Here is a 23,322-nt window from a genome sequence, read left to right on the forward strand (position 1 = left end):
GGAGAGTAAAACACCCCTGCTCAGAGAACCTGAGCAGGGAGGTGGGAGCACTGGTATTTAAGATGAACGGTTGTTTTTTACTCGACGGTTCCGCTCTTGAAAGCATTAGAGCCGACTTGCTTCCCACTAAGTGTTTTTCCGTAATAGCCTTGATGTTGGTGATATCTCTCTGCGTTTGCGCCCACGTTGCCTTTAAATCGAGGATCTTGTGGACGCTCGTGGCTATTGACGTATGCCGCGACATCCCACGCTTCTTGTTTGCTTAACTGGACACTTTTCCCAAGCGGCATGTTTTCGTAAATAAAATAGGCCGCGGTGTTAATCCGGTGCATACCTGCACCCCAGTTATACGCATATTCGCCCCAAAGTGGTGGAATGTATGAATGACCGTCGGTGCTTTTGATGCCTGAACCGTCGGCGCGATGACAAGTTTCACAGTTCTTTTCGTAGACCAGTGCGCCTCGCTCTATTGATGGTTCTTGCTCAGGGGCGTTGATTTTTGGGTAGCCACGCCCAGAGAGATTACCTCGCTTTTCAATTGGTAATGCTTGCGCGATGGCTTCGGGCAACGGGAAGTCTTTTGCTTTTCCACCAACTTGCAACGCTTTTGCGTCTAGCTCCGGAATTGGTTCATCCGTCATACCATGTTTGTCGAGCAAGCCGCCCATCGCCAACCAATAAGCGTAAGCGCTGAGGGCAACAATTTCGGGTGAGTCGTAAGCGGGGGCTTTGCCGTTCATGGAGTATTCGAAGCAACCTTGAATACGGTCTGCGTAGCTGTTTACGCGATCGTTTTTCTTGCGATAAGCCGGGTAGGCCATGTACGCCGCCCACAGCGGTGCTGCATTGGCTTTTCGTCCTGCTTCCATATGGCAGTTCACACAGTTTTGCTCATTGCCAACGTATTTGCCGCGCATCTGTTGCGAGTTAACAAAGAGCGAGTAACCACGTTTTACTTGCTCACCAAATGCGGTGTTTGGAATTTTACTCAGATCGCGAGGTTGCAAATATTCGCCATGATTTTCTTTTTTCACAGCTGGCAGTTCAGTTTGACGATCCGGTAGTGGCTCGTTGGCCAAAGTAGCAGCAGAGATGAGAGGCAATGCGAACAAAGAATAGAAACGTTTCATGTCTGCTCCTAGTAACGTAATGAGGCAAAGTAGTAGGAAAGGTTTTCAATCTCTTCGTCAGTGAGATTTTTCGCGATAGTACCCATCATATTGAGCGGGTCACCACTGCGAGTGCCGTTTTTCCATGCCATCAATTGCGTTTTTAAGTAATCAGCATGTTGGCTTGCGAGGCGAGGGAATTTGTCGACGCCCATTCCGCTGGCTCCATGACAAGTCGCGCAAGCTGGAATGTTTCTATCCCAATCACCTTGGAAGATCAATTTACGATACGGGTTACGAATGTCGGCTTGGTCGCCGCGTTGCTCTGGGTTAGTGAACTCGTAGCTTGGAAGATTAGCAAAGTAATCCATGACTTCTTTACGAACGGCAGGATCGCTAAGCTCTTTCGCCATGCCTTGCATGACTACGTTTTGGCGTTCACCACTAAGGAATAGTTCGATTTGAGTGTTGAGATAATTTGCGTTTAAACCAGCGATCATAGGCGCGATATTTGGCTGTCCCATGCCATCTTGGCCGTGACAACCACTACACACGCTGGCTTTTTCCGGAATAGACGAGGCGCTTGCGCCCATAGTGGTGGCTAGCAAATAGGCTGTCACCACTGGAAGAATCTTTGACATGCTGACTCACTTTAATTGTTATTAATATGTCCAAGTGCTACTTGGTAGTCACTGGGACGATATTGTCGGCCTTGTCAATAAGGAAAGGTATTGTGGATTTCCACATATTTAGAGGATGTGAAGAGCTGCTAAATGGCAGCTCTTCAGGTTTGGTTGTCTACTAAGCTTTGCGGATTTTGGCTGGTAATGATTGGCGAGCCGCGGCTCCTACCACCCAATCTAACAACACGCCTTTCCCTTCTCGGGTTGGGTCAATTAATCCGATGTCGTTAATGTTAACGCCATCTTGGCTGCGCGTTTTTACGGGTTGCTGTTTATCGCCGATCCAGTGCGAGCGTTGTCCTAGCTCGGTATGACCAAACCCATGTTCAAATCCGAGTGTGCCAGGGCGAATTCCGCTGACTATCATCGCAAGTGCTTTGGTGCTTGCTGATGGAGTTTCGATCATAAACTCGTCTCCCGTTTTAATGCCTGCACGCTCGGCATCGATTGGATGGATGTACACTGGGTTTACGCCTTTAATCGAGTTCAACCTTGGCGATAGGTTCGACACCGCACTGTGAATGTTGGATTTAAAGTTAGTCAGGCTGAAAGGCCATTCTGAGCTTGGGAACTGGTCTTCCATTGGTGTGCCGTCGGCCAGTTTTTGTGGATGCCATGTTGGGCAACCGGTGTAGAAATCCCCCGTCATAGTGTTTCTTGCGCTGCCGACACGTTCATTCCATATCGCAACAGGTCGTGTCCATTTGTGCTTCATTTGCTCACCTTGATACGCTTCGGTTGCATTTTCAAAGCGTCCGCCGCGAGCAAAAATAAACGCCACTCGTTTCATCTCATCCGCTGTTAGCGTGCTTTGCATCGCTGGCATTAAACGCTCTAAGCCTGACCACGCAATGTCTTCTGCCGAAACTTCAGGCACGCCGCCTTTCACATACGCCAAGTTTGCCGCGGAACGTAAGTAGAAATCTTCAGCGCTGTGGAGATCGTGCCAGTTTCCTTGAGCATCTTGAATCGCGTTGTCACCAAAGCCGCCTAGTTGCATTTTCTTGGCGACATCAATCAAAAAGTTCTCTAAGCAAATCGAGCGACCGTCGACGGTTTTCTCTGTTCGCGCTTCCACTATCGGCCAACGAGCGGTAACGGTTTTCACCGGAACATCGTGCCAAGGCGTTGCCATGCCCCAGCTTTCGTAAGTAACGGTGTCCGGCACAATGTAATCCGACAACGCGGTGGTTTCGTTAATGAATGCATCAACAGACACAATCAAACCGAGCTGCTTTGGATCTTTAAGCTTGTCTTCTAGCAGCGTTTTTAAACCGGGTACACCATACATTGGGTTCGCCATATGGTTGAGCCACGCTTTAACGCGGTATGGATACCCATCAATAGCCGCAGATAGGTGCTCTGTCAGCAATGGCGCGGCAAACGGATACCAAGGGGCGCGAGTTGGGTAAGGGGATTCACCTGCCTCAACGCGACGTTTGTATTCGCTGGTTTTGTGGTAGGGGAATTTACTGCGCGACAGAAAGACGCCTTTCGGGCCGACTTTGCCCGCAAATTTGGTGAAGTCGTAACGAGGGCCCGCAGCGGAAGTTGGGTAGCCACCCGCTTTGGCCATCGCGCCGCCTTTCATATTGATATTACCAATCAACGCATTGAGCATCATGATGGTAAACGAGTTATAGAACCCATTGGTGTGCATGTTGCCACCGTGGGTATCGACTACCGCTTTTGTTCCGTAACTGGTGAAGCGCTTTGCTAGTTCAACAATTTGTTCGACAGGAATCTCACATTGTTGGCTGTAGAACTCAAGGCTGTATTTAAACGCCTCTTCTTTGAGTCTTTGCAGGGAAGATTTTACTCGCACTTCGCCTGATGCAAGCGAAACCGTTTTATCGACAAACAGTGCCGCTTCCCCTGTCTGGGTATGAACACCAAATTCGCCGCTTTGATCATCCACGATGACGTACGGATCGGAGTCAGACAACGCTTCGCCTTCGAATGGCAGATTCAAATCCGACGCGCGTAAAAACGTGCCGTTTCTCGGGTGCTGCTCATCGCTTATCACGAGATGCGTAGCATTACACCAGTGCGCGGTGCCGGCTCGCTTCATCGCGTTTGCCCCCGGCTGCGCTAAGAAGGTTTTGTTGTAGCGTTGGTTTTCGATAATCCATTGGATCATGCCAAGCACGAGGGCAGAGTCGGTGCCTGGTTTGATTGGTACCCAGCGGTTATTGTCACCTGCCGCCAAGCTCGATGAACCCGCAGGCAAACTTGGCGTGATGATGGTGTATTCCAAGCTACCTTTTGTTCGCGCATTGGCGAGTTGACGCGCCTGACGCTTAAAAGGGTTGCCAGCTTGAGCAGGCGACATACCAATAAAGATGATGTATTCGGCATTATCGAAGTCTGGTTTTAAATGGGCAAATTTATCCAAATCATTCATAAATGCGCCGCTGCCAGCACGAAATGCGTAGCCGCAGTAAGAGCCATGATGCCCAAAGTTTCGCGTACCATAGCTGTTGAACGCGAAGCGCTTGAAGATGTCGTCTCGGCCTTCGTTACCGGCGTTGGTCATTAACAGTTGGTTGGCTTTCGGGCCATATTCTGGGTTTTCAGGATCAACGGGCGTTGTTAAATCGCGAATGTCGCGCAAGCCATCAACATGGCCTTCACCAAATAAATCACCACCTTCAACGACTTCTTCTATCAATTGCTCGTAGCTGATCGGAATCCATTTTCCTTCGCCGCGTTTGCCAACTCGTTTCAGCGGTTGAGTGATGCGGTACGGACTGTTGCGAATTTCTAGCATCCCGTTTCCACGTGCGCAGGCGGTGGAGCGACCTTCAAGGCCCGCTTCTCCTGCCAAACTTAAATAAGCATCTTTGACTGGCGTTTCGAACGGAATGTGTTGCTGATGAGAGAGTGGGTGATATGGGTTGCCAGTAATACGCAAAATCTCGTCGTTGCGGTTATCAATGCGTACACGCAACCCGCACAGTGACCAACAACCAAAGCACATGGATGGCGCAACGCGCTGATTTGGATTCGGGATCAGGTTGCCTTTGTTGTTGACCGTGTATTCTGGTTCAAGCGAGTTACCGTGGTGAATATCACGCGTTTTTTCTCCAGCGGTGCCTTCGAGCGCACCTTCGACCATATGTTTGGTGGTGGTGGCGTAACCCGCAGCGAATGCGCCAAGCCCACCCACTGCAATGCCTGATTTCAAAAACTGACGGCGTTTGTTATCCATAATGAAATCCTCTTTGATTAGCGTTCAGTTAAAGTGAGTGATGTTGGTGTCACTTCGGAGTTTCGCTTTGGCTGGATTAACTCTGAAGCGAGTAATGCCAGTGCAAGCCATAATCCGAGCATGCCGATAATGCCTATCCAGCCATTTCCATCCATAGTGAGTTGGTATGGATACAGCCCTGCATCGAACTTGGCGATGGTTTGCACTTCCATGATGGTGAACCAGCGGATCAGCCATGCGCTTGCCAACGTGATCAACGACAGGCACAACGAGCCCATGACACGATGTATACGAGACGTTGTTGACGATTTGGTGTCTCTCATCGTCATAAACGCGAAGGTAATGCTGCCCAAAATAACGAAAGTGAGCAGGGCAATGTTGTGCATCCATTGCTCGCTAGAATAGAGCGAAAAAGCGGAATTGTTGGATGCCCAAATCGGTAGCAGTATCAGCGTTAATACACCGCTGGTAACCACCGATTTTTTCAGTAAATTAGTATCGCCAGATGTTAGCGTCTTTGACTGACTAGGCAGCAAGAGCCAAATCAGCAGAGCGAAACCGACCGAGCCCATAAATGCAGTGACAAACCAAAGAATTGGTGACGCGGGTTGGTGCCATAACGAGCGCGATTTAACGACCGCAATTTCAGCGCCTGTGTAGACAGCGATGGTGATGCCTGATAGTACCGTGATGGCGGACACCATAAGCATGGCTCTACGAGAGAGCGCCCAGTCACCCAATGACAGCTTTGAAATTAGAGGCAGTACTTTCCCAGGCTGATCACGTAAGTTGATCAGATCCTGGCGGAGATACAGCCATGCGGTTATTACCGCTAAACCTGAGAAAACAGGCAAGAAAAGCGACCCTAAAGACATCCATGACCACGGCGTGATGTGCGCGTAAAAATGCCAAGCTCGTCCCGGTTGGTGAAGGTCGCCTGTTAACGCTAATGGTCCCACGATGGCGCCGATGGCCAGCGTCAGCACAAATGCAGCGCGCAGTCTGTGGCTGGTGTGTTTTTCAAATAATAGGGCGATTAGGAATAAAATAGCAGCCGCATAAGCCGAACCGATGTAGAAGAAATACTGTACCGCCCACGGGAGCCAAGCCATCGCTTGAGGTTGGACTAACACTTCGCTGATGTTCATGCGTGCTCTCCTTGTGGGTCGTAAATAGCTGGCTGCCCGTCGATATGGCTGGTAAAGCGTTCATCCATGCCGATGTAAAACACGTGTGGCTTGGTCTCTTCATTGGGCTTTAGCACTTTGATGTCGTCTTGGTGCTTCGCAATTAAGCGGCGGACTTCACTTGATGGATCATTCAAATCACCAATCACACGCGCACCGCCAACACAGGTTTCCACGCAGGCAGGTAATAAGCCTTGTTCGAGTCGATGTGCACAGAAGGTGCATTTATCTGCGGTGAGGGTGTCCTCATTGATAAAACGAGCATCGTAAGGGCAAGCTTGTACGCAATACGCGCAGGCGACACAGCGACTGTTATCCACCATGACGATGCCATCTTCTCGCTGAAAGGTCGCTTGAACCGGACACACAGCCACGCAGGGCGGGTTTTCGCAGTGGTTACAAAGGCGAGGGAGCATAAAGGCTTTCGCTTCTCGCGTGGCTTTCGAACCGTCATCCAGCGTGACTTCGTACTGCTTTACTGTGGTTCGGAACTGACCGATAGGTGCTTGGTTTTCAATGCTGCAACCCACGGTGCAAGCCTGGCATCCGACGCACTTTCGTAAATCCACCACCATGGCATAACGTTTCCCCACTTGTCCTTTTCGATCGGCGGACTGGTTATTGCGAATAATGTTTCCCGCGGTTACCGTGCCAATGCCCGCGACTGGAATTAACGCGGCTCCAGCTGTGACCGCGCTGAGAAAGCGACGTTTGGTGGAATCCATAACTCACCTGCTTTTTTGTTGTATTTGAATTGACTGATTCCATTGTGAGAAATGCACCGCGAGGCTTATATTGTGGATTTCCACATACCCAGATCAAACTTGATCTAAAACAAATGTGGTTTAGGGAAGGTAGCTGTTATTCTTGTCGCACTTTCTTGACGGAACGATTCGACTCATCATGAAAAAAGTACTGTGGCTTCAGCTTCGGATTCTTTGCTTGGTTGCCTTTGCATCTTTGGCTCAGGGCGCAGTTTCTGAACAAGCAGATCTGCAAGAGCAAAAGGCAGTGCAGCCAGAGGCCAAGCAGAAAGTCGAAGTGGGCGTGTTAGCGATACGCGGTCATCTTTATGCTGAGCAGAGATGGCAACCGACCATTGATTGGCTCAATCAGCAAATTTCCGATGTGCATTTTGTTCTTCATCCCCTTAACTTGGATGAAATGGGCCAAGCGGTGAAGTTTCAGACGATGGATTTCATCTTAACTAACCCCGGTCAAGCCGTGCGATTGGGCAGGCAATACGCGCTATCGTGGATGGCAACGCTAACCAGCCGAGTGCCGCAAAATTCGAACTACGGCATTGGTTCGGCGCTGGTGGTTCGAGCCAATTCAAGCCATCAAACATTGCAAGATGTCTCAGGGCTTCCCGTTGCGGCAGTATCAGAAAAAGCCTTTGGTGGTTATCTAACGATGCGCTATCAAATCTTGGAAATGGGTCTTAATCCTAACGATTTCTTTGCTGATGTCCGTTACCTCGGCTTTCCTATTGACGCCAACCTGTATCAATTGCGTGATGGTAATGTGGAAGCCGCTGTCATCCCTGCTTGTTTATTGGAACAGATGCAAAATGAAGGTCTGTTACAGCAAGGTGATTTTCGAGTCCTAAATCAACAGCCAAATGAACATTCTTCGTGCGCTGTTTCTACGCCGTTATATCCAAACTGGTCATTTGCCAAAACAGAGCGTGGCTCAGCTCAGCTCGCCAAACAGATTGCGCAAGTATTGTTAGCGATGCCGCCAGATCACCCTGCGATTATTGCGGCAGGCGCGTCAGGTTGGACGTCACCCGTCAGCTTGCTGAGCATCGACAAACTTTATCAGGCGCTAGACCTCCATCCGTTGCAGCAGCCTTGGTGGCAAGAAGCATTGCGTTGGCTGCGTAGTCATCAGGAATGGGCGTGGGCGCTGTTCATTTTTGTGATTGTATTGAACGCTTACCACTTTTGGCTTGAGTATCGATTTAGCAAGAGCAAGCAAGCGTTGGAGCAGACATCGTTACGTTTAAAAGAGAAAAGTGAACAGTTAGAGCATTCACAAAGAGTCGCGATTGTCGGTGAAATCGGCACCAGTCTTGCCCATGAGCTCAATCAGCCATTGGCGGCCATTCGCAATTACAGTGAAGGCGGTTTACTTCGCTTGGCCAAAAAACGCCCTCATGAAGATATTGTCCCAGTGCTTGAGAAAATACAGGGGCAAGTTGAACGAGCCGATGCAATTATTCAGCGCTTAAGAACGTTGATCCGCAAGCGCAGTGTCGACAAAGCGCCGTGCGATCTTCAAGTTCTTATTGATGACACGATTGAATTGCTCCATTTTCGAATGCAGAAGCAAAATATTTCGATTGTGACCAGTATAGAAGGGAACGTCTGTCCGGTACTTGTCGACGCTGTGGGCGTTCAACAGGTTTTAGTTAATGTGATCAGTAACGCGATTGATGCGTGTACTTTGTTCCAAGAGAAATATCACTCGTCAGGTTATCAAGGTAAAATTGCCCTGCATAGTGACTACCAAGTCAATCAACTTTCCATTCGAGTATTGGACAACGGCACAGGGTTGCAGCAAGAGAATCCAACTCAAGCGTTTGTGAGTAGCAAAGAAGAAGGGCTCGGGCTGGGGTTAGCCATTTGTCGTGATGTAATGGAAATGCATGGTGGCGAGTTTCTCATCAGCTCGACAGCGCCACATGGCTGTTTGGTTGAGCTTGTGTTTCCATATCAAAACTAATCTGAACTAGGCATAGGAGCATTCAATGAGCAGCGGTGAAAAGCAGCTACCTGTTTTTGTAGTCGACGATGATGAATCGGTGCGTGACTCGCTCGCTTTTATGTTGGAAGAGCATGACTTCAACGTGACGACTTTTGCTGATGGGCAATCTTTTCTCGATAAAGTGAACATTCATCAGGCCGGATGCGTGATCCTTGATAGCCGAATGCCCAACCTTCGTGGCCAGCAAGTGCACCAAATTTTAAATCAAGCCAACAGCCCGCTAGCCGTTATTTATCTGACAGGGCATGGTGATGTTCCGATGGCGGTCGATGCATTGCAAGCTGGGGCGGTCAATTTCTTCCAAAAACCAGTCAAAGGCGATGAACTGGCACGAGCCATTTTGCAGGGACAGGCGCAGTCTGCCACAAACCTCGATATGGCAGCAGCTAAATCGGCTTATGAATCGCTCACACCTAGAGAAAAAGACATTTTACGTTTGATTATTGAAGGAAAGCGCAACATTCGTATTGCTGACGAACTTTGCATAGCAATGCGAACGGTTGAAGTACACCGAGCTAATCTATTGAAGAAGTTCTCGGCAAAAACCGTCGCAGAGTTGGCATATATTTATGGCAAGCTAGATTAGAGCTTAGTGAGTGAAGCTTCTTAATGCTATTTTGTGGATACAACTTGAGCTTTATGACGACTCGCGTATTATCTTCTTCGTTCCTACTTTATCTGAATTCTTATGAGTTTATTGACTAAACGACATCACACGCCACATAAACGGGTGAAATGGCTACTAGCGATTATTGGCTGGGTGGTTGTCGTGTGTCTGATGCAAAATTCAGGTTTTGCATCGTCATGCTCTATGAAGTACGAGACGGTATCGCCTGCTGTTTCACTTACTGATGAGGGTTCGAGCGTCAAGTCGATTGATGCTAACGAAACCAGCAAATGCGAATTGTCTGAAAAGTTAATTCAATTTTCTCAACATCAACTCGATGCGTTTATTGTTGTTCTGTTTGTCGGTCTTTTAGCATCGGCTATTTGGATGTGCTGCACTTATATTCGCGCACAACATTGGACGGAGCCGATAGGTCGTAAGTATCGAGTCCATCTGACTTTCTGTGTATTCCAAGAATAAAAACGTGCTTTCTGACCAATAACGTCAGCGATTTAGCACATTTGTTTTTATTATTAGGAATTACTATGAATCAAATTACCAAACTGACTCAGTTCGCGTCTATGTTCTTTATGACGCTGGCTTTGAGTTTGTTCTCTCTGAATATTTCAGCACAAACTACCGATACCGGTTGGATGACCAATCCACAACATCCTCCAGTGCAAACGCGCTTTGTACTAACGGGTCAACAAGATCCGCAAGCCAAAACACTTACAGGTTATTTGGATGTCAAGTTAACCGGAGACTGGAAAACTTACTGGCGATCGCCGGGCGAGGGTGGTGTCGCGCCATCGATAGATTGGCAAAACTCGCAAAACCTGAGCAAGGTTGATTGGCAATGGCCATATCCGCAAAAGTTCGAGTTATTGGGCATTGAGACTCTCGGTTACAAAGGCGACACTTTGTTCCCAATGATGCTGCATATCGACGATATGTCGAAACCCGTCACGATTGATGCAGTGCTCACGCTTTCTTCCTGTACTACGATTTGTGTGCTGACGGACTACCAAATTCAATTGACGTTCTTACCTTCTGATCTGAAAGTGGACGAAGACGTGATGTTCAGTTACGCCCAAGCGGTGAGTAATGTTCCTCAATCTTCGCCTTTTGTTGAGGTCACGCAAACAAATTGGGATGCGACTCAATCCAAATTACAAATCAAACTAAAGAACACGCAAGGTTGGCAAAATCCTCAAGTGTTGGTAGATGGTGTTGGTGATGCGATTCGTGACTATAGCTTCAAGTTGGATGGACTTCAGCAAGAAGGTGATATCGTCACAGCAAATTACTCGGTTGATACCTGGCTGGGTGAGGTAGAGCTTAATGAACAATCGTTATATGTTTCTATCAAAGATGATAATTTGCTGGTCGAAGAGGTAACACAAGCACAAGCAGGAGCGGTTACATCGTCACTGCCAACTACCTCTTTAGCGAGTATTTTCTTATTTGCATTGTTAGGCGGTTTGATTTTGAACATCATGCCGTGTGTGCTGCCTGTATTAGGGATGAAGCTCAGCAGTATTGTGGCTGCGCATGGTGTAGAGCGCCGTCAAATTCGTACCCAGTTTATCGCTTCTTCTCTGGGGATTCTCACTTCGTTCTGGCTGATAGCTGGATTCATTTTGGTGTTGAAGCTTACGGGTAACGCGATCGGTTGGGGCGTGCAGTTCCAAAGCCCTTGGTTCCTAGGATTGATGGTACTAGTCACTGCTTTGTTCGGCGCCAATATGTTGGGGTTATTTGAAATCCGTCTGTCATCGGGTACTAATACATGGCTCGCATCGAAAGGTGATAACTCTCTAGTGGGTCACTACGTTCAAGGTATGTTCGCTACTTTGCTTGCGACACCTTGTTCCGCACCGTTTTTAGGCACCGCCGTTGCTTTTGCCTTGGGCGCGGACGTATTAACGTTATTTGCTACCTTTACAGCATTAGCATTGGGCATGGCACTGCCTTGGGTCTTAGTCGCTGTGTTTCCAAGTGTCGCGCTAAAACTACCAAAGCCTGGTCCATGGATGAATGTCGTTAAGATCGTGTTTGGCATAATGATGTTGGCAACCAGCGTTTGGCTACTTTCATTAATGGCAAATCATGTTCCGATGTTATGGATTGCAATCATCGCGGTGATTGCTTTTGTCGTCATGATGGCAAGAGTTAAGCGTGTGTATGGTGAGAAAGCACTTGTTGTATCAGGGACCGCATCGTTAGTGTTAATAGCTGGCGGCTTACTACTTGGCAGTGTCACTGCTGACCAATGGGCAACGCCACTTCCGGATGATCTAGCTTGGCAAAAGCTTTCTAATTCAGCGATTGAAGAGCACGTCAATAATGGGCGAGTGGTGTTTGTGGATGTGACTGCGGATTGGTGTGTCACGTGTAAAGCGAACAAGATCGGCGTAATCTGGCAAGATCCTGTCTACTCATTGCTGCAAAGCCCTAATGTGGCGACGTTAAAAGGGGATTGGACGCATCCGGACGGCTCGGTAACGGACTTTTTACGAGCTCATGGGCGTTACGGTGTGCCGTTCAACATCGTCTATGGCCCGGCGGCGCCACAAGGTATCCCGTTACCTGTGATTCTGACTGATGATGTTGTTTTAAGCGCGGTGAAACAAGCGAGTGGAGGATCCATTCAATGAGTTCGACAAAGGAGCGTAGAACAGTCCGATATTGGCTCGTTCAAATCGTACAGATGGTGCTCATTGTCACCGTTATTTCTATCGCGATGGATTGGTATCGCACCAAAGATATTCCCAAACAGGAGGCACCACCATTGAGCTCCGTATTGAGCGATGGTGAATACTTCGATGCAATCGCACAAAGTCATGAACAACCTGTCGTTGTTTATTTTTGGGCGACTTGGTGTCCCGCTTGTAAATTTGTAAGCCCAAGCGTGAGCTGGCTGAGTGATGACTATGCCGTAGTTGGTGTTTCTGGCTCATCAGGGCCAAATGAGCGTGTGGCGCAGTTTATGCAGGCAAAAGAATATCGTTTTGAAAACATAAACGATCCTTCAAGCGATATTATGCGTGAATGGAAAATTAGCGTGACTCCAACCATTTATATTTTAAGAAATGGTGAAGTGACCTCTATTACGACAGGCGTCACAACGCCGATAGGAATATTGGCGAGAATTTGGTTAGCTCAATAACTAAATAAAAATCCGATATTCAAAATACTGAATATCGGATTTTTTCTTTTTATTTTCTCGCTCCAACGGGAATCATAATGTGTGCGTATGGCGTGCCTTTCCACATCACGTATGGGCCACCATAACTTGGATCGGTTGGTAGAGAGTCGAGCAACGCTTGGTCTGGCGTAATAATCATCAAGTGTGGTCCTTCCACAATCCATTGATTATCGTCCGTCATCCCTTCTGCAAATGGGTCGGTGTTACTGGCACCGCCATCACCCGCTAACATGTAAGAAATACCTAATGCTTTGGCTTGGAAAGGTTTTTTGTTCATCCAAGCGTCTGCCCATTCCATCCAAGGACCATCCATACACATTGGAGCAATGCCTTCCAATTGAGGAGGCGTTGGGAAGCAAGTGTATTGGCTAGAACCTTCTTGCAGAACATTATTGTTCCAGTCCATCACTGTTACTTTATCGCGAATAGTCGGTGGTGCAGCACTCAGTGCATCTTCTAAAAGTGCTTTTGAATCATCGGCTGCGAATGCGCCAAAAGCGCAGCTGACCGAAACAACAGCAGTTAAATAAGGAGTTAGTTTCATAAATTAAACCTCAAGTTAATACAACATGAGAATTTGAGCACTTTAATTATAGGTTGATATTCAAAATAAGAATCATTATTTAAATGAAAAATAATAAGCGATAGGTTTGTTACATTAATTTAAGTGTTCTTTCATATACAGTTTATCGTCTACTAATACGTGTAGTTTAAAAACATCCGGCTGTTCTGCTTTGAAGCGTTACCAAAAGATGCTAGATAGGTATTTTTAGTGATATGAGCTGAGTTTATTTGTAATCTATATTTTCAACACCTAATTTCCCTCGTATGGCTAATCGTATAAAAAATATTTCATCTTTATTGTTGCCACGCTAAGGCGTACTTTCTTAAGTATATGATTAGCTATAAAGGTAATGAGAATGGGACTAAAAATCCGTGGTTCTGTTGGTATAAATGGCACTAACTCTAAAAATGATGTTAAAGCAGTTCAACAATTTTTAAATGATAACCAAAAGAGAATAGGGTTTACCCGACTGTTGGTTGTTGATGGCTCGTTAGGGCGGAGCCCTCATTTATCGAAAACAGTAGAGGCAATAAAAGTGTGTCAGCGTAAGCTGCTTTATATGGTAAAGCCAGATGGTCGGATTGATGTAAATGGTAGAACTCATCGTAAGCTCAATGGATTACCAACCTATAGCTCAGTGAAAAATGATCCTCATGATGCTCAAAAACTAGTAACCAAAGTACCTTGGATGAAAACAGCGTTGGGAGAAATTGGACAAAAAGAAGTTTCAGGCACTAAGGCCAATCCAAGGATTTTAGAGTATTTTACAGCATCTAAGTTCTGGGGCACTGATGACTCTGGAGGTCAAAATGCTTGGTGTGGTTCGTTTGCCGCTTGGGTTTTTAAACAACACGGAATCACTCCAGTAAAAGAAGCTTATCGAGCAAAGGAGTGGAAGGGTTTTGGTAAAAACATCTCAGAACCTATACATGGAGCTCTAGGGATTAAATCGAGAAAAGGTGGTGGGCATGTTGCTTTTGTCGTGGGAAAGAGCCCTGATGGTAGGCATTTGTACATGTTAGGAGGAAACCAAAGCAACCAAGTCAATATAGCAAAGTACTCTATTGATGTCTGGGACAAGTTCGTAGTACCGAGTAACTACGATGAAACAAAAGGTACTTTACCTGTATATACAAAAGGCTCTGCCTTAGCAGGAACGGAAAGTTAAATATGAAGAAATTTATAAGTTTGCTAGGCTGTGTAAGCTTATCAGCTTGTGCTTCACAGGGAGTGTACTCTCAGAATGAGGTACTCAAAGATGCGATAGTTCAAACGCCCTATTCTGCAGTGGTGAAAATTACAGGTTTTGAAAAGTTTGCTGAACACGAGGAAGATGTTCTCTTTAAAGTTCAAGCAGAAGTGATTCAGAAACTTCGTGGAGACGTTGGGTCTGAGATTACTTTCAGTATGTATGGCGAGCTAGGAGATGAGCCCAATATACACAATGATCCTGTCATTCTCACACTATGTCGTGATAAAGATACATATTATTGGCCTGGAACAGGGGCTGAGTTTGGGGCTAATCAAGAGAATATATTAAACGCTCAAGAAACAGCTGCTCACTTGGATACAGAGCAGCGCCATTTTGCACATTGTTCAGAATGAAATGGGGGGCGGTTGAAACGAGCGGTTACAGAGAATGTTAGTCGCCATCGTAGACAGCGTCTTTGCTGAATGATTCCTCGAGATTTTTTTAGTCTTTGATTGTCAGAGGCGACTGACAAAACCATACCAACTGTGACAACCAAACCTCTATTAAAGCAGGATATTATTCCTTCAACTTTGTGTTTTAGGAGTAGTCATTAGACTACCCAATAATTGTTGGAATAAATAATGACGAAACGTTGGCTTGTCTCCGCTGTGAGCATTGCGCTGCTCGGCGGTGGTACGTATTTCTATCTCCAATCTGCCGCTCAACCAGAATTGCTGCCTACATTGATTGTGGAAAAAGGCACGATTGAGAAACAAGCGGTGGCTGTTGGTAAAATTGTCCCTGCACACTCTGTGTCTATCAAGTCACAAATCGATGGTATCGTCGGTGAAATTTACGCGAAAGTTGGTGAAAAGGTGAAGCAAGGCCAGCCGCTGATCAAAGTGCGTCCAAACCCAACCCCCCAAGCATTAACGGATGCATCGGCAGAACTCATGCGTGGCGAAGCCGATCTGGAATCCGCCAAACAAAAACTGTCCAACTTAGAAAGCTTGGTCAAGCAGGACATTATTCCAAGTAACTACGACGAATACGTAAGTGCGCGCTCGGCAGTCAAATCTGCGCAAGCGGACGTATTGCAAAAGCGCCAGAATCTCGAACTCATCCGCAGTGGTGAAGCGTCTATCGGTGATGCGCGTTTAACGTCGACGATCTACGCGCCAATTGATGGCACGGTACTCAACCAGAAAGTTGAGGTAGGAGAGCCGATCATCTCGACTCAATCAAGCCAAGCCGCGACTGAAATGATGTCATTGGCCGACATGAACAGTCTGATTTTTAAAGGTAGCGTCAGTGAGCATGATGCTGCGCAGTTGTCTCCGGGAATGCCCGTTATGTTGACGGTTGCGCCTTATCCTGATGTGGCGATTTCTGGTGTGCTAACCAAAGTGGCGATTCAATCTGAGAACCTTAACTCACCAGAAGGCAACGCTTCGGCAAAAAGTTTTGATAACGGTTTTGAGGTTGAAGTGGGAGAACTCAAGATCCCACAAGATGTGTTGCTTCGTTCTGGGTTTTCGTCGACGGCTCAAATCATTCTTAAGAAGTCTGAAAACGTACTCACTCTACCGGAGCGCGCTCTGCAATTTGATGGTGACGCACCGAATGTTCTGATCCCCGACAGCTCAGAACAAGGGTTTCATAAACAACCTGTGAAACTCGGTCTGTCAGATGGCATCAATGTCGAAGTGCTTGACGGCGTGGAGCTTGATGAAGAGGTCATCGACAACAGCATGATGGGAGCGGCGCATGGTTAAGCAGCAACGATCAACAATCGCATTTGCATTGTTGGCAGCAATGCTCAGTTTGCCGACCTACGCAATTTCTATTGAACAAGCTTGGCAACAAGCAAAGCAGAACGATCCAAATTACGAAAAAGCGAAAATCGGCGTCCAGCTTGGCGAGGTTGGCGTACAGAGTAGCCGCAGTGCGTTATTGCCGGGTTTAAGTGCCAGTGCGTCAGCGGATTGGAATGAGTCCTCAAGCCATTCGAACAGTTACGGCGCTACCTTATCTCAAACTATTTGGGATAGCAGTTTGTGGTCGGAACTGGATCAAGCGAATGCCAATTATCTCAAAGCACAGTTAGAGCTATCTCAATCGCATAACGAGCTTGCGCAGAAGCTGCTCACCGCTTACCTAGATGTGGCAAGCGCACAGGGCGACCTCAAATTGGCGCAGTCCAAGCTGGAGGAGGGGAAGGAACTTCTCAACATCATTGAGAAACGCTATCGAGCAGGCAAAGTGAAGTCGGTTGATGTTGAAGAGATGCGAGCGAATCAAGTCTCTGAGCAAGCAAGTATCCTCAATGCAAAAGTCGATCTCGAAGTGAAAAAAGCAGAGCTTGCGGCGTTAATCAATCAAATGCCGGAGAGTGTCGACCAAATACGAACGGATTCTTTGATTCAGCCGCCGATGCTGGTGGACTCTCAGGAGCAATGGCTAAAGCTGGCGAAAGACAGCAGTCCAGAGCTGTTGGTAGCGGCGCAGATGGTGAAAGCGAGCGAGTTCGCGAAAGATTCAGCTAAAGGTGGATACTACCCGACCGTCAAAGGCAGTGTGGGCTACAGCGATGGTGACAATCGTTCAAACGGCGAGTTTAACGCTGGGATTAGTTTGAGTTTGCCGATTGACCTCAATGGTGCAGTGCGAGCGAAAGTGGACGAAGCATCGTTGAACATTTTAAGCGCCAAGCAAGATATGCGTAGAGTGGAAATTGATATTCAGAAACGAGTTATTCAGCAGTTTACTCAGGTCGATATCAACTGGAATCAAGTTTTGATAGCGAACGAGCTGGTTGAGTCGCGCGCCAGAGTGTTGCAAAGCAAAGAGAAACTTTACGACGCTGGTCTGCTTGAAGTGTCGGAAGTTATCAGTGCACACAACAGCTTGTTTGAGGCGAAAAACAGTCTGCAAACCAACTTGTACAGCTATTGGCGTAAGAGAATCGGCTTACTGCAAACCGCAGGAAAACTCGATGACGATACCATGGCGTTGATCTCTCGGGCTTTTCATTCATGAGCAGCCTGTTGCAACAAACTTGGCAAACGTTGATGGCGCACCGCATGAAGAGTGTGCTAGCCATTATCGCGATTGCTTGGGGCGTGATCTCTGTGGTGGTGTTAATCGCACTTGGCGAAGGCTTTTATCGCCATCAGACCCAGTCGTTTTCATTTATGATCAACAATGTGCAAGTGGTGTTTCCGTCGAGTACCAGTAAACCGTGGCAAGGGTTACCTTCAAGACGACAAATTGATATTCCACAAGAAAAAGTCGACATGATCAAACAGTCGGGCTTCGTGCAACAGGCGTCGAGCGTTTACGCCAAATGGGATGCGAATATCACCAATCTCAAAGGACAGAACTTATCGAGTACGGTCAGCGGTATTGATACGTCTTACTTTCCTTTAATGCAACGCAAGCTGCAATCCGGTTCGAGAAAACTGTCACCAAGTGATATGGAAAACCACACTCGCGTGGCGGTGTTAGGCGATCAAATTGCGCAAATGGGCGGAATCCAAATCGGGGATAGGCTCAAAGTCAACGGCATTCCGTTTTTGGTGATTGGGATAACCGTTGGTGAGGACACTGGCATTTCATTCGGCGATAGCCGCACGGTTTTCATTCCTCAAACAACGTACCGCGATTTGTGGGATGCGAAACCTTGGATGGTATTGATGAAGCCGAGAGACGGGATGGATGCACCGTCGTTTCGACAAAATATCGTGAACTTTTTCGCCAAGCAGCTTCATTTTGACCCAAGTGATAAAGATGCGGTCGAATTACCTGATTTTAGTGAAGGTGCGGCGGTCATCAGTGGAATTTTGCGTGGCATTCAGATTTTTCTCGGAGCGAGCGGCGCGATGACCATGGCGGTCGGTGCGCTTGGCGTTGCCAACATCATGTTTTTATCTGTCACGGAGCGCACGCGTGAAATCGGTGTGCGTTTGGCGATCGGGGCGACTCAAAAATCCATACTCAGTCAGTTTATTCTTGAAGGGCTTATTTTGGTAGCCGTGGGCACGGCATTAGGTCTGATGTTTTCGTATGCAGTGGTATCTGTCCTAAGCAGCATGGCATTACCGGAATGGATTGGTTTGCCTGTGATCACGCCAGATTCCATTGCTTGGTCTTTACTTGTGACGCTTATCTTGGCATTGATGGCATCGTATTTCCCAGCAAGGCGAGCATCGCGTCTCACGCCAGTCATTGCTTTGAGTGCGAGGGCTTAGTCATGTTGTTACCGATGAGACAAATTTTCCAAGAAATGGCCGCAGAAAAGCTGAGATTGGGTTTGACCATTCTGGCTGTAGCGTGGGCGACCCTCTGTATCGCTGCTATGTTGGCGGTAGGTGAGGGCATTCGTCAGGGCGTATTGAAAACCGCACAAAATGGTAACGGCAACTTGATCTATTTGACCGGAGGGATGGCCACCGTCGACCATGGTGCTTTTCACCAAGGTAAATTTCTGACATTAAAAATGGACGATTCAGAGATCGTTCGAGCGTTACCCGATGTAAAAAGCGTTGCGCCAACTGCGAAGTGGAAAGAGCGCATCACCGTTGGTGACAGAAGCTCATGGCAAGAGCCGCTAGCAGTCACGAGCGAGTTTCAATCCATGACCAATTTGGTGCCGATGGCGGGGGGACGATGGTTAAATCCACTCGATCAAAAAGAGACGCGCAAAGTCGTTGTACTGGGTTATGAACTGGCAGCCGACTTATTCAACCCGAATGAAGACTTTAGTTGGTTTGCGACAGTCACATTGCAAGTCAACCCTGTGGGGAAAAAGGTAAAAATCGGCAATGAGGAGTTAACCGTTGTGGGCGTATTGGAGAAAAACAGCGCCCAAATAGAACAGGGGGATCTTATCAACTATTCCAGCTTTGTGCCGTTATCGACGTGGAAGCGATTTCATGTCAACGGTGAAATTGGTGGCATCAATGTGCAGCCACAAGCGGATGTAGACCGAGAAGCCTTAGCAAAGACGATCAGGCAAGTGATTGCCCGTAAACACGGGGCAAGTGTCAGTGATGAACAGGTCGTCCAAGTCGATGATATGTTCCTTAAACAAAAGAGTATGCAGCAGTTTCTGATAGGTTTGCAGAGTTTTCTTGGCATTATCGGCTTCGTGACGTTAGCTGTTGCTGGCGTCGGCATTGCCAATGTGATGTATGCCACCGTAAAGCGATCTACGCGTGATATCGGCGTGCGCATGGCAGTCGGTGCAACCCCAACGGCCATTCGCATGCACTATTTAGTGCAGTCTTTATTGACAATGATGATGGGGGGCGCGCTTGGGTTAGCCGTGACGTACGCGCTGGTGTCTGCCATCAGTTCCATTCCTTTAGAGGGCAATGCCTTTTATGAACAACTGGGTAAACCTGTCCCTGAGTTGTCGTGGGTCGTTGTCGCGATTGTCATCCTCACCTTAGTGATAATTGGTGTGGCATCTGCATGGTTACCTGCAAACCGAGCCGCAAAAGTCAGCCCATTGGAGGCGCTACAAAGTGAATAACAACAATAACTCTGGAGAGAACATGTCGAACCAGCCGCTTGTTGAGCTAACCAACATCTGCAAATACTACTCAAGCGGAGAGGCGGAAGTACGTGCGCTCGACGGCGTAGACTTAACCATCAATCAAGGTGAGTTTCTTTCGATTCTTGGCCCGTCTGGCTCGGGTAAATCAACGCTAATGAACATGCTCGGCTGTTTAGATAAGCCCACCGATGGCGAGTACCAACTTGGCGGCCAAAACGTATCAAGTTTAAGTGCGAATGACCTCGCTGGCATTCGTAACCACAAGATTGGATTTGTCTTCCAAAGCTTTAACTTATTGGAATACGCGACGGCGCTCGATAACGTGGCGCTGCCGTTGGTTTACTCTGGCATCAAAGCCAAAGAACGTCGCCAGCGCGCTGCCAAATTGCTAGAGCAAGTCGGGCTAGGGGATCGTTTAGACCATAAACCAAACCAGCTTTCTGGTGGTCAAAAGCAGAGAGTTGCGATTGCAAGAGCCTTGGTCAACGACCCTCAAATCATCCTAGCTGACGAGCCAACCGGCGCGCTCGATTCAAAATCTGGTGCTGAGATCGAAGCTCTGTTCAACCAACTCCACGCCGAAGGCAGAACATTGATCATCGTGACTCACGATAACGCTCTGGCAGAGCGCACTAAACGCATCATCACCATCAAAGATGGTAAGGTGATTTCGGATAGAGCTCCGGAGGGAAGATAAATGAATTTTTCTTGATTGAGACTGGAGTTACTTTAAGGAAGATAGCCATGGAATAGGAGAAGCCATCTTCCTTTATTTTTATTCGCGATGTTCGCTTTGTCTCTCTTTTATCAAGTCATGCTTTTGTTCTTTCAGTAGAGTGATTGCGAGCTTAGTGTCCTCAATCAATTTACTGTTATCGTTGAGATCTTTGCTCTTCAAAGGCAAAACCAGATAATGAATGCTGCCATCCTCATTCTGTACTCCGGTAGCAATGATGACATCACCTTCAGACGCCGTACCAAAATACTCTGAAACCACTTTGGTTTCGCTGACGCCGTAGCTATCCAAATAGGATGATTCCGTGTTGTCAAACAAGATAGGAACCCCTTGTTTAGCTAATGTTCGCAATTGTTTTTGCTTTTGCTCGTCGAATGGATAGTCGGTTGTGCTGATGTAACTTACCTGTTCAGCTTCAATAAAATCGTACAGTTCATTGCTCAATTCATTTAATGGGGCAGATATCCAAGGTGTAGCTGGAATGACATCGGAAGTAGCGTCATTGTTATTTTGTGGTGTTGGAACGGTAACCACCTCTTGAGCAGCATCGCTCTCAGGAGGGGGTACATTCATTGTCGCAGCATCTTCTGTCTTGATTTGCTCGTCTAGGCTTGCAACAGGTTCGGTCTGGGTATTCTTGTTATTTGAATTAATTAGAAATATGGCGAGTACTGCACCAAGTGCTAGCGCCGATCCAGTCAAGAGTTTTTTATTACTTGTCATGTCTTACCGTTTATTTCATTAGTAAATACGGCGGCCACTTATTCATTCCGTGGCCGCAGGCTAATAAGTTAGTGGTAGAGCGCGTCATTCCAAGAGATAGTTACGGCTCGGCTAGTCTCTGTCCATTGACTGCTATCACGATTTTTCTTCCAGGTATTTTCTGGGGTGGTATACCAGCTACACCAGTCACGACCAAAGTAGTAATTGGTTTTTCGCCAACCTGCAACCAGCTTGACTTCTGACGTATCTAGGCCATCTTGAATATCATTTTTTCGATATACAACACCGACTTGCGGTTTAAAGTCAGAGCGCATCACGACAGGTAATTCGCTATAGTCAATTAGGTTGCCCATGTCACAGCTGGTCCAACGGTACAATAACCAGTCTTTAGGTGGAGTATTGTGGCGGATAGTCTGGTTTTCGATAAGCCAATTAATGCTCTCATTGGTCTGATCAAAATCAGCCACCGTCTGAAATTCTGGTTGATCGTAAGTTACGCGGTTGCTCCAGGAGATACCACCGCTAATATTTGGAGAATCAGAAGCACTGAAGCCAAGATTAAAGTCCAAAGACTCACTGACAGATGCTGTTGCAATAGTGTTTTCTGGAGCATGGCTCATATGACGTAAAGGGGCACCATTTAAATAACTCAGTGCCAGTTTAAAGGCTGTTGGGATTGTGTAACGGTAGTCTCCACCGGTGGCAAAACCATAGATCTGCTCTTTATTCGGTACATTAGTCATGTCGAAACCAGAACCTCCGTTTAGAAGCAACTTGGCTTCCTTAGCTCCATTCGGCAGCAAAGATTGATTCCAGACATTTTCTAAGGAGTAAATTAAGCGGATTTTCTTCGAGCGTGCATCGCTATCATCGAGCTGTAGCAAGGTCGAAGTGTAAGCTTTTAATGTATCTTCAGCATGTGCTGGAGCTAGAGAACCAAGTAATGCGAGCGCGATAATACTCGCGGAAAGATGCTGTTTTTCCATTGTTTTTTCCTATTAGTCAGCCCATAAAGGTTATTATTGGGTTTTAACAATAACTCTATGGGTGTTTTATAATTATGGACTGGTTATTAATTGGCGCTCAATAATTGAGCGGTGAAATGTTGCATCTTGTATTTTAATAAAAAAAGGAAAAGTATAGATTCGTGGGATTAATGTCTCATAGTTTTTAAATTCATTACTCAACTATAATAAATAAGAATGTAGTTATTAAGTCTTACCTTTTTAAGTTATTACTTAATTTTTATTTTCTAATGTATGTTTAAATTTTCTTATTGATAGAAGTGAAATTTACAAGTGTTAACCATGTTATTGTTGAGGTTTTTGTTATGCCAAACTAAGTAAAGTGTCGTTATGTGGTCATTACAGCTTCCTGAATTTAATTTAAATTAAAACAGTGGCTTATGTTTGTTTTATTATTGGTTTTTTCGAGCTTCATGTAATAGTTGGGTGACAAAGCTCGTCAATGAAGTTGTCATATTCGTGTATGAGGTTATATGTGCTTTTACAACAGAAAAATGAAACTTTACGTTTGAGATGGCAAATACAGGAAAAGAAATAAATAAGATAATTAAATAATAATGTTTCCGAAAATATTAAATGTAAGGTACTTCTGATTAAACGAATGCTTGAATAAATGATTGAATGTGAAAAGTGCTATTTAAGCTACGCTGTCCTATATTCCAGTTAGCATCGGCTTTGTTGCGTAATTCGATGGAACTAAATCAGGAAGTTACGATCTGATCGGTTACATCAGTTAATCATCGTAGC

20 protein-coding genes are annotated in these 23,322 nt (G+C 46.6%); 12 read left to right on the forward strand and 8 right to left on the reverse strand.

Annotated elements, in window-relative coordinates:
- Positions 1–77 precede the first annotated feature (77 nt).
- From R7Z49_RS10250 to dsrO, 5 genes are all read right to left on the reverse strand, one after another.
- Positions 78–1,130, reverse strand: a complete 1,053-nt coding sequence (locus R7Z49_RS10250; RefSeq protein ID WP_318111607.1) for a c-type cytochrome — start codon at positions 1,128–1,130, stop codon at positions 78–80.
- An 8-nt stretch (positions 1,131–1,138) separates the two neighbouring features.
- Entirely contained in the window at positions 1,139–1,702 is a 564-nt protein-coding gene (locus R7Z49_RS10255; protein ID WP_180766580.1) for a c-type cytochrome, read from the reverse strand.
- 208 nt (positions 1,703–1,910) lie between these two features.
- Positions 1,911–5,003 carry a tetrathionate reductase subunit A gene (locus R7Z49_RS10260; RefSeq protein WP_318111608.1) on the reverse strand — a complete coding sequence of 1,031 codons (3,093 nt, stop codon included), beginning with the start codon at positions 5,001–5,003 and terminating at the stop codon, positions 1,911–1,913.
- 17 nt (positions 5,004–5,020) lie between these two features.
- Positions 5,021–6,151, reverse strand: a complete 1,131-nt coding sequence (gene nrfD, locus R7Z49_RS10265; RefSeq protein WP_318111609.1) for an NrfD/PsrC family molybdoenzyme membrane anchor subunit — start codon at positions 6,149–6,151, stop codon at positions 5,021–5,023.
- Positions 6,148–6,915: a sulfate reduction electron transfer complex DsrMKJOP subunit DsrO gene (gene dsrO / locus R7Z49_RS10270; protein WP_318111611.1), complete on the reverse strand. Its 768-nt coding sequence runs from the start codon at positions 6,913–6,915 to the stop codon at positions 6,148–6,150. The genes nrfD and dsrO overlap by 4 nt, the downstream gene beginning before the upstream one ends.
- Positions 6,916–7,093: 178 nt before the next feature.
- Here dsrO and R7Z49_RS10275 point away from each other — a divergent pair, with 178 nt between their 5' ends.
- From R7Z49_RS10275 to R7Z49_RS10295, 5 genes are all read left to right on the forward strand, one after another.
- Positions 7,094–8,917 (forward strand): sensor histidine kinase, encoded by a 1,824-nt coding sequence (locus R7Z49_RS10275; protein ID WP_282149609.1) that lies wholly within the window; start codon positions 7,094–7,096, stop codon positions 8,915–8,917.
- A 25-nt stretch (positions 8,918–8,942) separates the two neighbouring features.
- Entirely contained in the window at positions 8,943–9,545 is a 603-nt protein-coding gene (locus tag R7Z49_RS10280) for a response regulator transcription factor (protein ID WP_025767241.1), read from the forward strand.
- Positions 9,546–9,647: 102 nt separating this feature from the next.
- Positions 9,648–10,046 carry a hypothetical protein gene (locus tag R7Z49_RS10285; protein WP_258676389.1) on the forward strand — a complete coding sequence of 133 codons (399 nt, stop codon included), beginning with the start codon at positions 9,648–9,650 and terminating at the stop codon, positions 10,044–10,046.
- Positions 10,047–10,111: 65 nt separating this feature from the next.
- Positions 10,112–12,223, forward strand: coding sequence for a protein-disulfide reductase DsbD family protein (locus R7Z49_RS10290; RefSeq protein ID WP_318111615.1), 2,112 nt, complete (start codon positions 10,112–10,114; stop codon positions 12,221–12,223).
- Positions 12,220–12,735 (forward strand): protein disulfide oxidoreductase, encoded by a 516-nt coding sequence (locus tag R7Z49_RS10295; protein WP_318111616.1) that lies wholly within the window; start codon positions 12,220–12,222, stop codon positions 12,733–12,735. Before R7Z49_RS10290 ends, R7Z49_RS10295 begins: the two co-directional genes overlap by 4 nt.
- A gap of 49 nt (positions 12,736–12,784) precedes the next feature.
- Here R7Z49_RS10295 and R7Z49_RS10300 read toward each other — a convergent pair whose 3' ends face one another.
- On the reverse strand, positions 12,785–13,318 hold the full coding sequence (locus tag R7Z49_RS10300; protein WP_015297004.1) for a hypothetical protein: 534 nt from the start codon (positions 13,316–13,318) through the stop codon (positions 12,785–12,787).
- 376 nt (positions 13,319–13,694) lie between these two features.
- Between R7Z49_RS10300 and R7Z49_RS10305 the strand changes: the two genes are divergently transcribed.
- The 7 genes from R7Z49_RS10305 to R7Z49_RS10335 all read left to right on the forward strand — a co-directional run bounded on the left by R7Z49_RS10305 (position 13,695) and on the right by R7Z49_RS10335 (position 20,788).
- Positions 13,695–14,507 carry a TIGR02594 family protein gene (locus tag R7Z49_RS10305; protein WP_046874446.1) on the forward strand — a complete coding sequence of 271 codons (813 nt, stop codon included), beginning with the start codon at positions 13,695–13,697 and terminating at the stop codon, positions 14,505–14,507.
- 2 nt (positions 14,508–14,509) lie between these two features.
- A complete protein-coding gene (locus R7Z49_RS10310; RefSeq protein WP_052708172.1) occupies positions 14,510–14,944 on the forward strand; it encodes a hypothetical protein in 435 nt (144 codons plus the stop codon).
- A gap of 228 nt (positions 14,945–15,172) precedes the next feature.
- Positions 15,173–16,306 (forward strand): efflux RND transporter periplasmic adaptor subunit, encoded by a 1,134-nt coding sequence (locus tag R7Z49_RS10315; protein WP_318111619.1) that lies wholly within the window; start codon positions 15,173–15,175, stop codon positions 16,304–16,306.
- A complete protein-coding gene (locus R7Z49_RS10320; RefSeq protein ID WP_318111621.1) occupies positions 16,299–17,570 on the forward strand; it encodes a TolC family protein in 1,272 nt (423 codons plus the stop codon). The genes R7Z49_RS10315 and R7Z49_RS10320 overlap by 8 nt, the downstream gene beginning before the upstream one ends.
- Positions 17,567–18,781: an ABC transporter permease gene (locus R7Z49_RS10325; RefSeq protein WP_282149605.1), complete on the forward strand. Its 1,215-nt coding sequence runs from the start codon at positions 17,567–17,569 to the stop codon at positions 18,779–18,781. Before R7Z49_RS10320 ends, R7Z49_RS10325 begins: the two co-directional genes overlap by 4 nt.
- A 2-nt stretch (positions 18,782–18,783) precedes the next feature.
- On the forward strand, positions 18,784–20,067 hold the full coding sequence (locus tag R7Z49_RS10330; RefSeq protein ID WP_282149604.1) for an ABC transporter permease: 1,284 nt from the start codon (positions 18,784–18,786) through the stop codon (positions 20,065–20,067).
- A 22-nt stretch (positions 20,068–20,089) separates the two neighbouring features.
- A complete protein-coding gene (locus tag R7Z49_RS10335) occupies positions 20,090–20,788 on the forward strand; it encodes an ABC transporter ATP-binding protein (protein ID WP_282149732.1) in 699 nt (232 codons plus the stop codon).
- A 78-nt stretch (positions 20,789–20,866) separates the two neighbouring features.
- Here the strand turns inward: R7Z49_RS10335 and R7Z49_RS10340 are convergent, their stop codons facing one another.
- Together R7Z49_RS10340 and R7Z49_RS10345 are read right to left on the reverse strand one after the other, a co-directional pair.
- Positions 20,867–21,550, reverse strand: a complete 684-nt coding sequence (locus tag R7Z49_RS10340) for a topoisomerase I (RefSeq protein WP_282149603.1) — start codon at positions 21,548–21,550, stop codon at positions 20,867–20,869.
- A gap of 68 nt (positions 21,551–21,618) precedes the next feature.
- The gene (locus R7Z49_RS10345) at positions 21,619–22,536 is read right to left on the reverse strand and encodes a leukocidin family pore-forming toxin (RefSeq protein WP_053809756.1); all 918 of its coding nucleotides are present in this window, start codon (positions 22,534–22,536) and stop codon (positions 21,619–21,621) included.
- Positions 22,537–23,322 lie beyond the last annotated feature (786 nt).

The sequence above is a fragment of the Vibrio sp. 1562 genome, from assembly GCF_033340155.1.
In the GTDB taxonomy this organism is placed as follows: Bacteria; Pseudomonadota; Gammaproteobacteria; order Enterobacterales; family Vibrionaceae; genus Vibrio; species Vibrio alginolyticus.

Excerpts from the sequence above, each read along its gene's own strand:
- R7Z49_RS10255 (WP_180766580.1), bottom strand. The coding sequence starts at position 1,702 with ATGGGCGCAAGCGCCTCGTCTATTCCGGAAAAAGCCAGCGTGTGTAGT.
- R7Z49_RS10275 (WP_282149609.1), top strand. The coding sequence starts at position 7,094 with ATGAAAAAAGTACTGTGGCTTCAGCTTCGGATTCTTTGCTTGGTTGCC.
- R7Z49_RS10320 (WP_318111621.1), top strand. The coding sequence starts at position 16,299 with ATGGTTAAGCAGCAACGATCAACAATCGCATTTGCATTGTTGGCAGCA.
- R7Z49_RS10250 (WP_318111607.1), bottom strand. The coding sequence starts at position 1,130 with ATGAAACGTTTCTATTCTTTGTTCGCATTGCCTCTCATCTCTGCTGCT.
- dsrO (WP_318111611.1), bottom strand. The coding sequence starts at position 6,915 with ATGGATTCCACCAAACGTCGCTTTCTCAGCGCGGTCACAGCTGGAGCC.
- nrfD (WP_318111609.1), bottom strand. The coding sequence starts at position 6,151 with ATGAACATCAGCGAAGTGTTAGTCCAACCTCAAGCGATGGCTTGGCTC.
- R7Z49_RS10345 (WP_053809756.1), bottom strand. The coding sequence starts at position 22,536 with ATGGAAAAACAGCATCTTTCCGCGAGTATTATCGCGCTCGCATTACTT.
- R7Z49_RS10335 (WP_282149732.1), top strand. The coding sequence starts at position 20,090 with ATGTCGAACCAGCCGCTTGTTGAGCTAACCAACATCTGCAAATACTAC.
- R7Z49_RS10300 (WP_015297004.1), bottom strand. The coding sequence starts at position 13,318 with ATGAAACTAACTCCTTATTTAACTGCTGTTGTTTCGGTCAGCTGCGCT.
- R7Z49_RS10290 (WP_318111615.1), top strand. The coding sequence starts at position 10,112 with ATGAATCAAATTACCAAACTGACTCAGTTCGCGTCTATGTTCTTTATG.
- R7Z49_RS10280 (WP_025767241.1), top strand. The coding sequence starts at position 8,943 with ATGAGCAGCGGTGAAAAGCAGCTACCTGTTTTTGTAGTCGACGATGAT.
- R7Z49_RS10325 (WP_282149605.1), top strand. The coding sequence starts at position 17,567 with ATGAGCAGCCTGTTGCAACAAACTTGGCAAACGTTGATGGCGCACCGC.
- R7Z49_RS10340 (WP_282149603.1), bottom strand. The coding sequence starts at position 21,550 with ATGACAAGTAATAAAAAACTCTTGACTGGATCGGCGCTAGCACTTGGT.
- R7Z49_RS10315 (WP_318111619.1), top strand. The coding sequence starts at position 15,173 with ATGACGAAACGTTGGCTTGTCTCCGCTGTGAGCATTGCGCTGCTCGGC.
- R7Z49_RS10330 (WP_282149604.1), top strand. The coding sequence starts at position 18,784 with ATGTTGTTACCGATGAGACAAATTTTCCAAGAAATGGCCGCAGAAAAG.
- R7Z49_RS10310 (WP_052708172.1), top strand. The coding sequence starts at position 14,510 with ATGAAGAAATTTATAAGTTTGCTAGGCTGTGTAAGCTTATCAGCTTGT.
- R7Z49_RS10305 (WP_046874446.1), top strand. The coding sequence starts at position 13,695 with ATGGGACTAAAAATCCGTGGTTCTGTTGGTATAAATGGCACTAACTCT.
- R7Z49_RS10295 (WP_318111616.1), top strand. The coding sequence starts at position 12,220 with ATGAGTTCGACAAAGGAGCGTAGAACAGTCCGATATTGGCTCGTTCAA.
- R7Z49_RS10285 (WP_258676389.1), top strand. The coding sequence starts at position 9,648 with ATGAGTTTATTGACTAAACGACATCACACGCCACATAAACGGGTGAAA.
- R7Z49_RS10260 (WP_318111608.1), bottom strand. The coding sequence starts at position 5,003 with ATGGATAACAAACGCCGTCAGTTTTTGAAATCAGGCATTGCAGTGGGT.